15 protein-coding genes and 11 tRNA genes are annotated in these 15164 nt (G+C 38.0%); 24 read left to right on the top strand and 2 right to left on the bottom strand.

Going from position 1 to position 15164, the window contains the following annotated elements:
- Positions 1–1196: 1196 nt before the first annotated feature.
- Positions 1197–2537 (bottom strand): IS4 family transposase, encoded by a 1341-nt coding sequence (locus BN3107_RS01005; RefSeq protein ID WP_058305779.1) that lies wholly within the window; start codon positions 2535–2537, stop codon positions 1197–1199.
- 585 nt (positions 2538–3122) lie between these two features.
- On the opposite strand from BN3107_RS01005, the gene alr reads away from it, so the two are divergent.
- From alr to BN3107_RS00945, 12 genes are all read left to right on the top strand, one after another.
- Positions 3123–4274: an alanine racemase gene (gene alr, locus BN3107_RS01000; RefSeq protein ID WP_058306019.1), complete on the top strand. Its 1152-nt coding sequence runs from the start codon at positions 3123–3125 to the stop codon at positions 4272–4274.
- Between the two features lie 174 nt (positions 4275–4448).
- Positions 4449–4730, top strand: coding sequence for a CopG family ribbon-helix-helix protein (locus BN3107_RS00995; RefSeq protein WP_058305778.1), 282 nt, complete (start codon positions 4449–4451; stop codon positions 4728–4730).
- A 3-nt stretch (positions 4731–4733) separates the two neighbouring features.
- The gene (locus BN3107_RS00990) at positions 4734–5084 is read left to right on the top strand and encodes a type II toxin-antitoxin system PemK/MazF family toxin (protein ID WP_058305777.1); all 351 of its coding nucleotides are present in this window, start codon (positions 4734–4736) and stop codon (positions 5082–5084) included.
- Positions 5085–5307: 223 nt separating this feature from the next.
- Positions 5308–6174, top strand: a complete 867-nt coding sequence (locus BN3107_RS00985; protein ID WP_058305776.1) for an RsbT co-antagonist protein RsbRA — start codon at positions 5308–5310, stop codon at positions 6172–6174.
- Between the two features lie 14 nt (positions 6175–6188).
- Positions 6189–6545 carry an STAS domain-containing protein gene (locus tag BN3107_RS00980; RefSeq protein WP_058305775.1) on the top strand — a complete coding sequence of 119 codons (357 nt, stop codon included), beginning with the start codon at positions 6189–6191 and terminating at the stop codon, positions 6543–6545.
- Between the two features lie 2 nt (positions 6546–6547).
- On the top strand, positions 6548–6949 hold the full coding sequence (locus BN3107_RS00975; protein ID WP_058305774.1) for an anti-sigma regulatory factor: 402 nt from the start codon (positions 6548–6550) through the stop codon (positions 6947–6949).
- Positions 6950–7059: 110 nt separating this feature from the next.
- Positions 7060–8058: a PP2C family protein-serine/threonine phosphatase gene (locus BN3107_RS00970; protein ID WP_058305773.1), complete on the top strand. Its 999-nt coding sequence runs from the start codon at positions 7060–7062 to the stop codon at positions 8056–8058.
- 121 nt (positions 8059–8179) lie between these two features.
- Positions 8180–8509 (top strand): STAS domain-containing protein, encoded by a 330-nt coding sequence (locus BN3107_RS00965; protein WP_058305772.1) that lies wholly within the window; start codon positions 8180–8182, stop codon positions 8507–8509.
- Position 8510: 1 nt separating this feature from the next.
- Positions 8511–8987: an anti-sigma B factor RsbW gene (gene rsbW / locus BN3107_RS00960; RefSeq protein ID WP_058305771.1), complete on the top strand. Its 477-nt coding sequence runs from the start codon at positions 8511–8513 to the stop codon at positions 8985–8987.
- On the top strand, positions 8959–9750 hold the full coding sequence (sigB, locus tag BN3107_RS00955) for an RNA polymerase sigma factor SigB (RefSeq protein ID WP_058305770.1): 792 nt from the start codon (positions 8959–8961) through the stop codon (positions 9748–9750). Before rsbW ends, sigB begins: the two co-directional genes overlap by 29 nt.
- Positions 9750–10358 carry a PP2C family serine/threonine-protein phosphatase gene (locus tag BN3107_RS00950; RefSeq protein WP_058305769.1) on the top strand — a complete coding sequence of 203 codons (609 nt, stop codon included), beginning with the start codon at positions 9750–9752 and terminating at the stop codon, positions 10356–10358. The genes sigB and BN3107_RS00950 overlap by 1 nt, the downstream gene beginning before the upstream one ends.
- A 366-nt stretch (positions 10359–10724) precedes the next feature.
- Complete coding sequence (locus tag BN3107_RS00945) at positions 10725–12893, top strand: Tex family protein (protein WP_058305768.1); 2169 nt, start codon at positions 10725–10727, stop codon at positions 12891–12893.
- A gap of 64 nt (positions 12894–12957) precedes the next feature.
- On the opposite strand, the gene cmpA is transcribed toward BN3107_RS00945, so the two are convergent.
- Positions 12958–13080 (bottom strand): cortex morphogenetic protein CmpA, encoded by a 123-nt coding sequence (gene cmpA, locus BN3107_RS19680; protein WP_148434606.1) that lies wholly within the window; start codon positions 13078–13080, stop codon positions 12958–12960.
- A 64-nt stretch (positions 13081–13144) separates the two neighbouring features.
- Here cmpA and BN3107_RS00940 point away from each other — a divergent pair, with 64 nt between their 5' ends.
- The 12 genes from BN3107_RS00940 to BN3107_RS00885 all read left to right on the top strand — a co-directional run bounded on the left by BN3107_RS00940 (position 13145) and on the right by BN3107_RS00885 (position 15031).
- Positions 13145–13612: a SprT family protein gene (locus BN3107_RS00940; RefSeq protein WP_058305767.1), complete on the top strand. Its 468-nt coding sequence runs from the start codon at positions 13145–13147 to the stop codon at positions 13610–13612.
- 180 nt (positions 13613–13792) lie between these two features.
- A tRNA-Asn gene (locus tag BN3107_RS00935) sits at positions 13793–13867 on the top strand.
- Position 13868: 1 nt separating this feature from the next.
- Positions 13869–13959 (top strand) — tRNA-Ser (locus tag BN3107_RS00930).
- 24 nt (positions 13960–13983) lie between these two features.
- Positions 13984–14055: transfer RNA gene (locus BN3107_RS00925), tRNA-Glu, on the top strand.
- Between the two features lie 19 nt (positions 14056–14074).
- Positions 14075–14151, top strand: a tRNA-Asp gene (locus tag BN3107_RS00920).
- 5 nt (positions 14152–14156) lie between these two features.
- Positions 14157–14231: transfer RNA gene (locus BN3107_RS00915), tRNA-Gln, on the top strand.
- Positions 14232–14430: 199 nt separating this feature from the next.
- A tRNA-Lys gene (locus BN3107_RS00910) sits at positions 14431–14506 on the top strand.
- A gap of 21 nt (positions 14507–14527) precedes the next feature.
- A tRNA-Leu gene (locus BN3107_RS00905) sits at positions 14528–14611 on the top strand.
- Positions 14612–14684: 73 nt separating this feature from the next.
- A tRNA-Arg gene (locus tag BN3107_RS00900) sits at positions 14685–14761 on the top strand.
- A gap of 4 nt (positions 14762–14765) precedes the next feature.
- Positions 14766–14842, top strand: a tRNA-Pro gene (locus BN3107_RS00895).
- A 22-nt stretch (positions 14843–14864) separates the two neighbouring features.
- Positions 14865–14938, top strand: a tRNA-Gly gene (locus tag BN3107_RS00890).
- A gap of 16 nt (positions 14939–14954) precedes the next feature.
- Positions 14955–15031, top strand: a tRNA-Ile gene (locus BN3107_RS00885).
- Positions 15032–15164: the final 133 nt, after the last annotated feature.

Below are 15164 nucleotides of genomic sequence, written 5' to 3'. Positions count from 1 at the left end.
TTTTTTGCGTTGTAGAACATTGACTAAATAGTAGAAAGATACTACGCAATAAATGATGTGGCCATTATGACAGTAAATATGAGCGTATCAACCGCTCCGGCTTGCCCAGGAGTAGCCGTCAAGGCTGAGAATCTAATGGAGTGAAAGTCTCCTGTCATCAATTGACCGGTTCGGATGACTAGTATATCCAATGCGTGGTGAGGTAACGAGTCACGTTCTGCTTGGAAGTAAAAGTCACTGCGGCTCAACTTTACGCAGAGAGAGTATGGGTCGGAACAGCTAGAGTGGCGAGCAAATCTAGAGGCTAGAAGGCTTTAACGAATACTGCAGCTCCGAAATCGAGCGCCCTTCAGAAGCTGTTGAAGGGATGTCTGTGATGCGCCGACCTGGTTGGGCAATGGGGAAGGCCGATGTTCTATGGGAAGTAACGGTCAAGAGCACCATAGAAGCAGCCGGAGTAGGGGTTCTGGCATCTAGAGAAAGATTTTCAGAGATAACGACGGGAAAGTCCTACTTCCAGCTGGGATGACAACAACCAGCAAAGACCAACCATATAAGTGACAAGCGAAAATGGTTAGGAGGATTTAGGATGGACGCATGAGGTCGTAGTAGCGAAGAGGAAAGGGTAATGCCTTTCTAAGCTTATGGAATGAAGCTTCTACAAAGGTAACACCAGAGTAGAGCGAAGGACCTCTGGGCGACTGGGCGTCCGTGTCAAAGAATAAACAGAACACAGAGTCTGTTGAATGATTGGCATAAGACTAGCATATAAGTAAACTTATGTATCAATGGGTGAACATGCGTGTCAGCATTTAAACCTGGGATACATAAGGAAGGCTTATATAGCGATAGAAACCCAGTGTCAGAACCGGACTCGGGAAATCCGACCGTCCGGGATCGTATGGGGGCTGCAGGAAACGTGGTTTTATTGAATGCGCGCGCCTGCCATCTACCCGACGTTCGCTTTTACCCATAGGGCATAAGTCAACATCTGTTCAAGCAAGCTTTCACAGTGTATCCTATACCGAGGGGCATGCTCTCATAGCCGTCAATTTAAGAAAAACCAAGAAAGTACACTTCTCATAAAAACATAAAAGGCTACAACTATCGTTTTATTCTCTCTATTTTCCTATTGATTCGTTTTTGTACATACAGCGCTCCCCTGTTATCCATGTTAGCTTTGTTGAGAGTTGCTTCTATGATGTACTTACCGTCTCTTTATAGCTTATGTACAAGATATCAAAAGGACTTGTGTGCCTCTTTCGATGGTCTTTTCGAGCATGCCGACAAGCCACTTGAAATACCTTTTTTACGTTCGTAACGAAAGAAGAAAAATGATAAAGCATGTTTCCCTGTGTCAATTCAATGGCTTGTTTCGCTTGATATATACACTTGTATTCACTTATTTCCATCTGATATTTCTGATGGAGGTAATACCGACACTGAAACGTAATCATGGAAGAAAGTAAAATATGAATCAGGGTGCCATATAAATGGCAATATAAACGTTCTGGTTTTAGGTGGCGTACATGATCGATATGGAAGATCGATTTCCAGGTTTTAAATAAGATTTCCACTTGCCAACGCAAGGAATAAAAAGGGTATAGCTCTTGCGCATCCAATTGTTCCTGTGTTACATTGGTGGCAAGGATTTGAATATGATTTCTTTTGTTGGCGGATTGGGTGTGACCCCCTTTTCGCCTTCTTTCTTTTAAGTACGCTTGTCGTTGGTGTTGTTGCTCTTCTGTGAGTCGCTGCACCACTACACGTGTTTGTACAATATTTTTACCTTTCTTCCCAATTTGAATGACCCCATAATCCTGCGTTTCTCCTGGTGTTAACGCTTCTCCGTCTTCTTCTAAGTCTAGCTTTACCTTTTTCCCATCTTCATCCCATGTCCAGAAAGTCTGGTTAGACGGTACTCGAGTGATGTAATAACCGCCTTCTTGATCGATTTTCTGTAAATGCTCGCCCGAAAAATAGCCAAGATCTCGTAAAATAAGATCTCCAGGTAAAATGGTGCTAGCCAATTGAGAGGCCATATCTTGATCACTAGCTCTCATTTCTTGAAGCAACGTGTGTATGAATTGGCCGCTTAACAACTCATATTCCAATTGAATTTTGGCACCACTCTCCTGATGCGGTTCCCGTTGTGGCACATGAAAAGAAGTGGCATCTAATAGGCGTATTCGCTTAAAAGGATGAGAAGATTGGATAGGAACCGTAAACCATGCTTGTTGTTCCGCCAACTGTAAGAAGATGGTTTTCAAAAAATCCACAGCTCTTGAAGTAAAACGTTGATCTAATGCCTGTTTGGATAGGTCACGATTGGATAGTTGTGCAATGGCACCACATATATAATCGAGACTTTTCTCCCCCGGCGTATAAGATAAAAAAGCACAGATATTTAAGAAATCTTCTGCTTTTAAACCTCTTTGTCGTTGAATAAATTTGGTATCTTTCGCTGTTTGACGAATGTGATCAATGGATAAGACTTGTTGAATTGCTTCTACAAAGGAACGAATCGTAGATAACATAAGTACAAACGCCTCCTCCAAATGTATTTCGTTATATACGAGCTTAACGAAAAAACAAGACGTTTTTAAACCAATATGCTTAAATTGACGGCTATGGGGCATGCTCTTCAGCTAACTTTGAAAAGAAATACACTTTTCAAAGTGGATCTTCAGATCATGCTAATCCCTCAGGAGTCGAAGTGGACGCCTGCGCTAATTTGATACTCTACAACGCTATCATGAGAAGGCTTATAGGTATTTCTGTCACTTGGAAAAAATTGGAGTAAAAGCTCAAAATGCTACTTGTCTCAGTAATTGTAGAACCTATATTAGCGTAGGCCGCCCACTTTCACTCCTGTGGGAATGTTTTACCTGAAGATCCACTTTTTCAAGCGAACTGTGCTTGGAAAAGTTAGCTGAAGGGAAAACCCCACGGAAAGGGAAGTGGGCAGCCGAAGCGGATGTTAACCAGTTAAAACAATTTCAAAATTACTACATCATTTATTGCAATTTGCTTTTTTTGAACTATGGGCAATTTTTGTAGTATGGTTTATAATGAATGGATTGAGTGAGTAGATGGATTTGAAGAGATGAGGGATTATGAACATGGATAATAAATTTTACCGTGATTCCTGGGTAGAAGTGAATTTAGATCATATTATATATAATATAGGACAATTAAAAAATAAATTAGGAAACCATACAGAAGTATACGCAGTAGTGAAGGCAAATGGGTATGGGCATGGAGATGTTGAAGTTGCCCAAGCAGCCCTAAAGGGAGGAGCAACAAGGCTTGCGGTGGCCGTTTTGGATGAAGCATTACGCCTGAGAAAGGCAGGCATTACGGCACCAATCCTTGTAATGGGCTGGATTAGACCAGAAGATGTTGTAGTAGCAGTTGAGTACGATATTACGGTCACTTGTTATCAAAAAAAGTGGTTAGAAGATGTGCAGAAATTAACGTTATCCAAACCCGTAAAAGTACATCTTAAATGGGATACAGGGATGGGACGGATTGGAATCCGTACCGAAGAGGAATTATTGGAAATCATTCCGCTCTTATCACATGCTAATCTGTATCTAGAAGCAATTTTTACCCATTTTGCTACAGCTGATGAAGAAGATAGTGAATGGTTTGCAAAGCAATTGAGTCAATTTGATCGACTGTGGCGTACTTTCAAAAAGGAATGGCAATATCATAAAATCTTAGTCCACACTGGAAATAGTGCAGCAAGCATGCGTTTCCCTGAAAAAATGTTTGATTTTGTTCGTTTTGGTATAAGCATGTATGGACTTTATCCCTCCCCATTGGTGAAAAAAGAAAAACCAATAGATCTTAAAGCGGCATTATCCTTGCACAGCCGATTGATTCATGTCAAAAAAGTGGAAGCAGGTACCCCGATTAGTTATGGTGCAACTTACGTAACAAAAGAAGATGAATGGATTGGGACGGTCCCTTTAGGTTATGCGGATGGTATTCTTAGAGCCTTACAAGGGGCAGAGGTCTTAGTCAATGGTGAACGTTGTGAAATAGTTGGCCGGATTTGTATGGACCAATTAATGGTTCGCTTAAACCAACCAGCAAACACAGGTGATAAAGTAACATTAATTGGGTCACAACAGCACCAAACTGTCGAAATGGATGAATGGGCTAAAAAATTAGACACAATCAATTACGAAATTGCTTGTATGATTAGTTATCGTGTACCGCGAATTTATCACAGCAATAACCACTCATATGTTTCAACCAATCCATAAAAAGACTGATGATTTATCGTACCAGAAACAATAATCCGTTAATTTCTGGTAATAATCAAGATATAATGTAGAAAAATATGATAAATTATCAAAAACCCCTTTGCAATGCCTGTTTGACAATGGTATGATTAGAGTGGATTATCATTATAGGCTTGTCAATGTTGGTGGAGGTGTATGGTTTTGTCTGAAGACTTACAGGAAGTTGCCGTGAGATTACCTAGAAACCTACTGAATGAGGTGGATGGCTTGATGAAAAGCGAAGATAGTAACTTAAGTGATTTTATTTGCCAAGCTACGAAAACGTATCTGCGTGAAACCAAAAAACGTCATATCCAAGAATCGATGCAAAGAGGTTATATGGAGATGGCTAAAATCAATTTGAATATTGCTTCAGAAGCTTTTCAAGCGGAAGAGGAGGCTGAAACCACTCTTGAACGCTTAGTGAGTGGGGTGTAGGTCTTGATTGTTAAAAGAGGCGACGTATACTTCGCCGATCTTTCCCCAGTTGTGGGATCCGAACAGGGCGGTGTACGTCCTGTATTAGTTCTGCAAAATGATATTGGAAATCGTTTTAGTCCCACTGTTATTGTCGCGGCTATAACGGCTCAAATTCAAAAAGCAAAATTACCAACACATGTTGAAATAGATGCGGAGAAATATGGATTTGAGCGCAACTCAGTTATTTTATTAGAACAGATTCGAACAATTGATAAACAAAGATTAACCGATAAGATAACACAGCTAGACAGTAATATGATGGAATTGATAGATAAAGGGCTAGAAATTAGCTTAGGGTTAACTGATTTCTAATGCTTTATCTTAAAAATAACCTTGCTTTTTAATAAAAGGCAAGGTTATTTTTATAGATTAGTCTATCAGGAAGTGTTGTTACAATTTCTTGCAAAAACAGCAAAAGAACAACATTTTTTAAAAAGTCAACATTTTTTGATCGTAATATGTAATATTTTAGTGTAGAATTATTTTAATGTAAACTAATATTAAGTGACTAGAAAATATAGCGGAGGTTGAAAAGATGCCCGAAGCATTAAGAAGAATTGTAGTAGAAAATAGTGATGTGATTTCAAAGAGTTGGTTAGACGAAGTAACAGAGAAGAGAAAATCTGATTACACGTCTAATATTTCTGATGCTTTATATCACTCAACCAATCAGGAGTTTATTAATGTTATTTTTTCGAGTATCAACCGTCGTGGTGATACAGCGGAAATGGACGACTTTGCAGAACGTCTCATTAATTTAGGTTGGCCGTTAAGTTATATAACGGATGGCTTACAGACGTTTAGGCGAGTGACGATAGATTTTATTTTAAGCCAATCTGATAAAGTGGATACCTATGAGTTTTCACGTATCCTAAAAATAGTAGAAGATTGGGTTGAACCCATTATTAATCAGCTTGTCAATCAATACTCAGGTAGTTGGGAGCATACGGTTTCTTTACAACGGTTGGCTTTACAAGAGTTATCTGCACCACTGATTCCGGTTATGGACAATATTACGGTAATGCCTTTAATAGGAACGATTGACACCGAACGAGCAAAGTTAATAATGGAAAACCTATTAGAGGGTGTCATGAAGCATAACTCTGAAGTTGTATTGATCGATATTACGGGTGTTCCTGTCGTGGATACGATGGTTGCACACCATATCATACAAGCTGCCGAAGCTGTACGCTTAATTGGTTCTACTTGTATTTTGGTTGGAATCCGACCAGAGATTGCACAGACGATTGTAAATCTCGGTATTGATTTAAGTAAATTCCCGACCAAAAGTTCATTGCGAAAAGGCTTTAAAAAAGCTTTAACGATAACCAATCGAGAAATAGTAGATTTAAATGATTCGAAAGATGAAGAAATTACTAATATGCTTGATTCACTAAAATAAGGAGGTGCTTTTAAATGAGAATACCGATACTAAAATTACACAATTATTTATTGGTATCCATCCAAATCGATCTCGATGATCAAACGGCAATTGATTTTCAAGAAGATTTGCTCAGTAAGATTCACAAAAGTGGCTCATCAGGAGTGGTCATCGATTTAACCTCTGTTGATATTATCGATTCCTTTATTGCGAAAGTGCTAGGTGACGTTGTATCAATGTCTGATTTAATGGGCGCAAAAGTGGTGTTAACGGGTATCCAGCCTGCCGTTGCGATGACCTTGATTGATTTAGGTATTCACATGCAAAATGTTCCCACTGCACTCGATTTGGAGCAAGGTCTGATTAAACTTCGCCAGGAACTGGAGGAGTGAGTATGAAAACAAAATCACAAGTGCAAATTAATAAAGAATGGGATATCGTCGGTGCAAGGCAAATGGGAAGAGAATTAGCAAAAGAAATAGGTTTTGGTACAGTTGATCAAGCGCGAATTGCTACAGCGATATCTGAATTAGCACGAAACATTTATTTGTATGCGGAAAAAGGCGCCGTGACATTTGAAATAGAAGAGGATTTGAATAAAAAAGGACTAAAGATTGTTGCTTCCGATCAAGGTCCTGGTATAGCTGACCTAAGTAAAGTGATGGAAGACGGTTACTCGACTTCTGGAGGACTTGGTGCCGGTTTACCTGGTGTCAAAAGATTAATGGATTATTTTGATATTGTGTCAGAACCAGAAAGCGGTACGACAATTACAACGATAAAATGGGTTCGTTAGTCAACAGAATGAAGCAATTTTGATCAAAATTTGTTTTCATAATACTCCTATATTACAATAATATTTTTTAGCCAAAGAATTAGTAGCTAACACAGTTAGGAGGTATTGAGATGGAACCCTTAGATGTTAACAACTATCGAAATTTATTAAAGGAGTACATTGAATCAGAGGACGAAACGTTTTTATACCAAGCAGATCAATTTAGTAAATTATCGATTCAACATAATATATCCCCCGAAGAAATTATTAATGTGCATATTCAAGCTTTAGAAGAGTTGTATCCAGACTTACCTAAGGAAATTAATCTCTCGATGAATTTTTTGTTAGAGACAATGATTTCCTATGGGCTTGCCTATCAGGAATTTCAGTCATTAAGAGAGAAGCAAGGTGAAATAGAATCAGAAATTTCTGTGGCTGCGAATATGCAGAAAACACTTTTATCCACAACTAAACCTGAAATTAAGGGCATGGATATTGGTGCAATTAGTGTACCAGCGCATCAGATGAACGGTGATTATCATCATTTCGTAATAGACTCATCTAACAATTTAGGGATTGCTATAGCAGATGTAATCGGCAAGGGTGTTCCTGCTGCGTTAGCGATGTCAATGATAAAGTATTCGTTAGACAGTTTCCCTGATTCACTTAGAACCCCTGATGTGATTTTAGAAAATCTAAATCGCGTAGTGGAGCGAAATGTGGATACAAGCATGTTTATTACAATGTTTTATGGCTTATTAAATCCAGAGACAGGTCTACTACAATTCTCATCAGCTGGACATGAACCGGGCTTCTATTATTGTTCCAAAAAAGATGAATTTTTTGAGATTAAAACGAAAGGCATCGTATTAGGTGTTTCTGAAAATGCTACCTATGAGCAATTTGATATTCAGATGGAAGCTGGAGACATGGTTATTTTACTAACGGATGGTGTCACCGAATGTAGGATTGGTAATCGCTTTATCGAGCCGGATGAAATGTTGAATGTGATTCGTAAGTATATGCATTTGCCCGCACAAGAAGCCGTTGAGTTAGCTTATCGTCATTTTGAACGTCTGCAGGATTTTCATTTAAGAGATGACTTTACGCTTATCTTTTTAAAAAAATAAGTTTACAACTTCATGGAAAAGGGAATAGGTGATGAAGAGCCCTATATTTGTATTGTTAGGGACCCAATCATGAATTACATAGACGGACAAATAGATAACAAATGACGAGGAGGTAACTATCTTGAACTTAGATATTGAAGTGATGGATTATAGTGAAACACAACAAGTTAAACTTATCGGTGAAATAGATGCCTATACAGCACCAAGGTTAAAGGAGACTCTTTTACCTTTAACAAAAATAAAAAACACCAAAGTTGTAGTAGACTTAGAACAGGTGAACTATTTAGATAGTACGGGGCTTGGTGTATTTATCAGCGTCTTAAAATCAACGAAAGAACATGATAGTGAATTACGTTTGGTCGCTTTACAGGATCGCGTTCAACGCTTGTTTAAAATAACAGGTTTAGATAGTGTACTAAATATTGACTCAACGGTACGAGGTGGGAAATAATATGGAACCCTTTGATTTCATTGAAATGAGAGTACCAGCAAAAGCAGAATATGTAGGAGTAGTAAGATTAAGTACATCCGGAATTGCAAATAGGATGGGCTTTAGTTATGAAGAAATAGAAGATTTAAAAGTTGCGATATCTGAAGCGATGTCCAATGCTACGGAACACGCTTATGAAAATGAAGAGGCTGGCGAAGTAACGGTTGGGTTCGCTTTATATTCAGATCGCTTAGAAGTCATGGTAGCGGATCGCGGTGAAAGTTTTGATTTGAAAAAAGTAAAAGAAGGCATTGGTCCATATCAAAATAACCAATCCATTGACGACATGCGTGAAGGAGGCTTTGGCTTATTCTTAATTGAAGCTTTAATGGATAAGGTAGAAATAAAAAATGATTACGGTGTGATCGTGTTAATGACCAAATACCTCCATGAGAATGAGGTGGATATCAATGACGACCAAATTTCGACCACACAATAATCGCGAGGATGAGGTTTACCTATGGATTCGTACCTTTCAAGAGAATCCGGACGATCACGAAACACAAGAAAAGATTGTATTAACCTACCAGAAGCTAGTGAAATCCTTAGCGCGCAAATATGCAAAAAACAATATGATTTATGAGGACTTAGAACAGGTTGGAATGTTAGGGTTATTAGCTGCAATCAGGAGATATGATCCAGATGTAGGTAGATCATTTGAATCTTTTGCAATTCCAACGATTATTGGTGAAATAAAACGTTTTATTCGTGACAAGACATGGAGTGTACATGTACCGAGACGAATAAAAGAATTAGGTCCAAAAATAAAAAAGGCAACGGAATATTTAACAACAGACAATCAAAAATCACCGTCAATCAAGGAAATTGCTGATTATCTTGAAGTTTCAGAAGAAGAAGTTTTAGAAACGATGGAAATGAGTCAAAGTTATAATGCACTATCAGTAGACCGAAAAATCGAGGCAGACTCAGATGGCAGTGAGGTTTCTATATTAGATTTAATTGGTAATCAAGAATCGGGTTATGAAGATGTAGATCGACAACTTTTATTAAAGAAGATTATGCCTATTTTAAATGAGAGAGAACAACAAATTCTTCGTTATACCTACTTTGACAATATGAGTCAAAAAGAAACAGGAGAGTTATTAGGCATATCTCAAATGCATGTGTCCAGAATACAAAGACACGCATTAAAAAAACTCCGCGAAGCACTACAAGCTGAAAATATGGGGGCTATTCGCTAATGTCTGGTAAGCAACAAATAGAAGTATCTGTTTTTCAAAAAGCAAAAAAAGGTAACTATTATTGTGGTGACAGTTATTTCTATTCTGAAACGGACGATACTTTTACATGCGCTATAGCCGATGGGCTTGGTAGTGGTGAACTTGCTAAAGAGTCCTCACAGGTTGTCATGGATGTTATTCGAGATAATGTCGATGACACAGTAACTGAGATGATAAAAAAAAGTAATGAGCAATTAGTAGGGAAACGCGGTGTTGTGCTAGGGATTCTGCAAATAGACCTAAATTCCAAACAATATTTCTATTCATCTATTGGCAATATTGGTTTAATGACCATTACATCCAATTCCATTAAAAAAAGAAATATACCTCAAGTTGGTTATTTAAGTGGTTACCACCGTCCATTTAAAGTAGTGAAGGACATTTTGGAGGATGATCTAATTTTCATTATGTTTTCGGATGGTGTGGATCCAAAAGAAATATCCAATTCTTACTTTCTCCATGATAATGTCACACACATTACCGATACGTTTAAACATTTGTACAGTCATAAATTAGATGATGATACTACATTAATAGCAATGAAATATAACAAGGAATCTCTTTCATAACTAAGAGGTTCCTTTTCTAATGCAATAAATCTTTATAACGATTGAGCGTTAAACTAAACTGCTGCGAAGTAAACGATTGTTGTAGAGTCTCTTCACGGGAATTGTTTGCTTCTTCACTGGAATAAACGATAATTCCCGTGAAGATCAGTATAATTCCCGTCTACAGCAGCACTTTTCCCGTGAAGAAGATCAGAAGTAACTTATCCACGTTAAACGAACTTACAAAATTATCAATACTTATGGGTTTGTGTCAACTCAGTATTAGATCTAAAAAATTTGGGATTGTTTTGTGCTATTGCTTGGGCATTTCTTATTTTCCTGCTTTTTGTTAAAATAAAGGAGGATTAGTATGAAGGAGGAAATACATTGCCAAATAGTGAAGACCATTTACAGTTAATTAATAATGTCGCAGAAAGAACAAAAATTAATCAAAAGTCAGTAACAAGTGTTATTAACCTTTTAGAAGAGGGAAATACAGTTCCATTCATCGCACGTTATCGTAAGGAAATGACCGGTTCCTTAGATGAGGTGCAAATCAAGGATATTCAAGATGCATGGAATTATGTCAATACATTAGCAGATCGCAAACAAGAAGTGATCCGATTAATTGATGAACAAGAAAAACTTACACAAGAATTGCAACAAGAGATAGAGAAAGCTACTCAATTACAGAAAGTAGAAGATTTATACCGTCCATACAAACAAAAACGTCGTACCAGAGCAACGGTTGCAAAAGAAAAAGGATTAGAACCATTAGCTGAACGAGTATATCAACAGCAAAACATTTCATTAAATGAAGAAGCAGTCGATTACTTTTCAGAAGAAAACGAACTACATACAGTGGAAGATGTACTTGCTGGAGTTCAGGATATTATAGCAGAATGGATCGCCGATGAACCGAAATTCCGTGAACAAATAAGAAAACTAACACATCAAAAAGGTGTATTTTTTTCTAAAGCTAAGAAAGCAGATATTGACGAAAAGAAAATTTTCGAAATGTACTATGACTATAGTGAAGCGGTAAATAAAATTGTATCCCACCGAATTCTAGCATTGAATCGCGGCGAAAAAGAAGATGTACTTAAAGTTTCTATTGAAGCTCCAGTTGAAGCTATTACAGAATATATTCAAAAGCAAGTTGTGAAACAAGCAAGCAACAAACAAACGACAGAATTTTTAGAGGTAGTAATTGAAGATAGTTATAAGCGTCTTATTCAACCATCTGTAGAACGGGAAATAAGGTCAGCTCTAAGTGAGAAAGCAGAAGAACAGGCAATTGATATTTTCTCAAAAAATTTAAAAAGTTTATTATTACAACCTCCGTTAAAAGGCAAGTATGTGTTAGGAGTCGATCCAGCTTTTCGTACTGGCTGTAAATTAGCGGTTGTTGATGATACTGGAAAAGTAAAAGCGGTAGATGTGATGTATCCAACAGCACCAAAGCATGACACAGCTGGTGCAGAGAAAAAGGTCTTAAAATTTCTAAAAGATTATCCAATTGAATTAATTGCGATTGGAAATGGAACGGCTTCTAGAGAAACAGAACAATTCATTGCTAATGTAATTGAAAATCACCAATTAGATATAGCTTATATTATTGTCAACGAAGCAGGTGCAAGTGTGTACTCTGCTTCTAAGTTAGCACGTGAGGAGTTCCCGGAATTACAAGTAGAAGAAAGAAGTGCGGTGTCGATTGCTAGACGTGTCCAGGATCCATTAGCAGAACTTGTAAAAATAGAACCAAAAGCAATAGGAGTGGGACAATACCAACATGATGTTAGTCAAAAAAGGTTAACAGAATCATTAACGTTCATAGTAGAAACAGCGGTAAACCAAGTAGGAGTCAATGTTAATACAGCCTCATCATCTTTACTCCAATATGTCTCAGGTCTTAACAAAACCGTTGCGAATAATATTGTGAAATACCGTGATGAGTTTGGTAAATTTACCAATCGTAAGCAATTAAAAGATATACCAAGGTTAGGTAATAAAACGTATGAACAGAGTATCGGATTTTTACGGGTGACAGAAGGAGAAGAGCCGTTAGATCGCACGCCAATTCACCCTGAATCATACAAAGCAACAAAGCAACTATTAGCAGAAGTTAATTCAAGTTTGGATAACTTAGGTTCAGAGCAATTAAGAGAAGTAATAAAAGATTTGAACAAAAGAGAATTAGCTCATACATTGGATATCGGTTTGCCGACATTAGAGGATATTTTAAAAGCGTTAATTAGTCCAAACCGTGATCCTCGTGATGACTTACCTCAACCATTATTAAAAAAGAATGTGTTATCTATGGAAGATCTGCAAAATGGAATGGAATTACAAGGAACGGTTCGGAATGTCGTTGATTTTGGTGTGTTTGTCGATATTGGCGTCAAACAAGATGGGCTAGTTCACATTTCAAAACTGTCGAATCAATTTGTGAAACATCCAATGGATATTGTCTCTGTTGGAGACGTTGTAACAGTTTGGGTCGATCAAGTAGATCAACAAAAACAACGAATAGCTTTAACTATGATTCAAGCATAAGAAGTTTAGATTTTGCGGATGCATAAAACCTGTAAAATAGAGTAAAGGGTACAACTTGTACCTTTTACTCTTCTTGATTATTTTCTGTTTTGCAATAAAAAAACCAACATTGGTTTAATAATCGAATTTGATACGTGTTTTTTTGATGGAAAGCACCAGTCAATTGTCTAATTAACCAAGAAGGCATTTTGATTCCTCCTTTTTAAGTATGTTGGTATAATGTATGAATTATTTGAGATAGGTGTGAACGTATGTCACTGATAAGCCAAAGAGAATTAGAAAAGTTAACGAATGATCTTTCTTTACAATTTTTTGATAAACCATTTGTAGATGTCGTTACATTCAATCATCGCCTCAGGACAACAGGAGGACGATATATACCAGCTAAACGAATAATAGAACTAAACCCTAAGTATTATAATGAACTAGGTTATGAAGAATTTGTGGGAATTATTAAACACGAACTAGTGCATTACCATTTGCATATTGAAGGGAAGGGTTACCAGCATCGTGATCCTGAGTTTAAAGAGTTGTTAAAGAAGACAAATTCGCCAAGGCATTGTAATCCGTTGCCTTCTATGGAATATGATTTTAAGTATCATTATTATTGTAAAGAATGTAATCATGTATATAAAAGAAGAAAGCGACTGGATGTAAAAAAATATCGTTGCGGAAGGTGCAAAGGAATGCTAGCACTAGATATGTCTAATCAAAAATAATTTATATAATACTATTGACTATGATTATGATAGTGTGGTAAATTATATTGGCGCTACTTTGAAAAGCGTCGATTATAAGATCACATTATTTCTTTAATAGAAACAATATTAAAAAACAGTTGACATTAGTTTTAAATTGATGTAATATATTCTACGTCGTCAACATGAGTTATTCATTATTCCACAGTAGCTCAGTGGTAGAGCAATCGGCTGTTAACCGATCGGTCGTAGGTTCGAATCCTACCTGTGGAGCCATGGAGAAGTACTCAAGTGGCTGAAGAGGCGCCCCTGCTAAGGGTGTAGGTCGTGTAAGCGGCGCGAGGGTTCAAATCCCTCCTTCTCCGCCATTTTTTTATCTTTTATTTTAACATGGCCCGTTGGTCAAGTGGTTAAGACACCGCCCTTTCACGGCGGTAACACGGGTTCGAATCCCGTACGGGTCATCTTTACAAAAATTAAATAGGTCCGGTAGTTCAGTTGGTTAGAATGCCTGCCTGTCACGCAGGAGGTCGCGGGTTCGAGTCCCGTCCGGACCGCCATTTGTTGGGCTATAGCCAAGCGGTAAGGCAACGGTTTTTGGTACCGTCATGCGCTGGTTCGAATCCAGCTAGCCCAGCCATTTTTATTAGAAATAAACAGAACATTCGTCTTAAGGACGAATATACTATTCTTAGTACTTGATCGATACTTCACAAAGTATAAGGTTATAAAAAGAATAGTGATGCCGTCAGGGATGCTTTTATAAAAAATCTCTACTTATAGTTAATTTCAAATTTGTAGAGAAGATAGAGCTAACGCCATGATTTATTAAACAGCAAGAGCCATTAGCTCAGTTGGTAGAGCATCTGACTTTTAATCAGAGGGTCGGAGGTTCGAATCCTCCATGGCTCACCATTCATATCTGATAGATAGTGAGCGGTCGTGGCGGAATGGCAGACGCGCTAGGTTGAGGGCCTAGTGGGAGGTAATCCCGTGGAGGTTCAAGTCCTCTCGACCGCATCAAAAAATGATTGAAATACTATTGACTTAGTTAACTGATACGTGTTATATTAATAGATGTCGCTTTTATAAAGCGCCCGTAGCTCAATTGGATAGAGCGTTTGACTACGGATCAAGAGGTTAGGGGTTCGACTCCTCTCGGGCGCGCCATAACCGGGAAGTAGCTCAGCTTGGTAGAGCACTTGGTTTGGGACCAAGGGGTCGCAGGTTCAAATCCTGTCTTCCCGACCAGTCGAAGGTTTAAATTAAATATGCGGGTGTAGTTTAGTGGTAAAACCTCAGCCTTCCAAGCTGATGTCGAGGGTTCGATTCCCTTCACCCGCTCCATAATATTAATATAAATGGGCCTGTAGCTCAGCTGGTTAGAGCGCACGCCTGATAAGCGTGAGGTCGGTGGTTCGAGTCCACTCAGGCCCACCATTTATTACATTGATCTTTGAAAACTGAACAAAACAACCAGTATGATAAAAACATGAAACAAGCCAGTTTGATAAACTGTGCGCAAGACAACTTTATTGAGAGTTTGATCTTGGCTCAGGACGAACGCTGGCGG

Source organism: Gracilibacillus massiliensis (assembly GCF_001458115.1).
Taxonomy (GTDB): domain Bacteria; phylum Bacillota; class Bacilli; order Bacillales; family Amphibacillaceae; genus Gracilibacillus; species Gracilibacillus massiliensis.
Note: the sequence above shows the minus strand (reverse complement) of the source record. Positions and strands in the feature narration are given on the sequence as shown.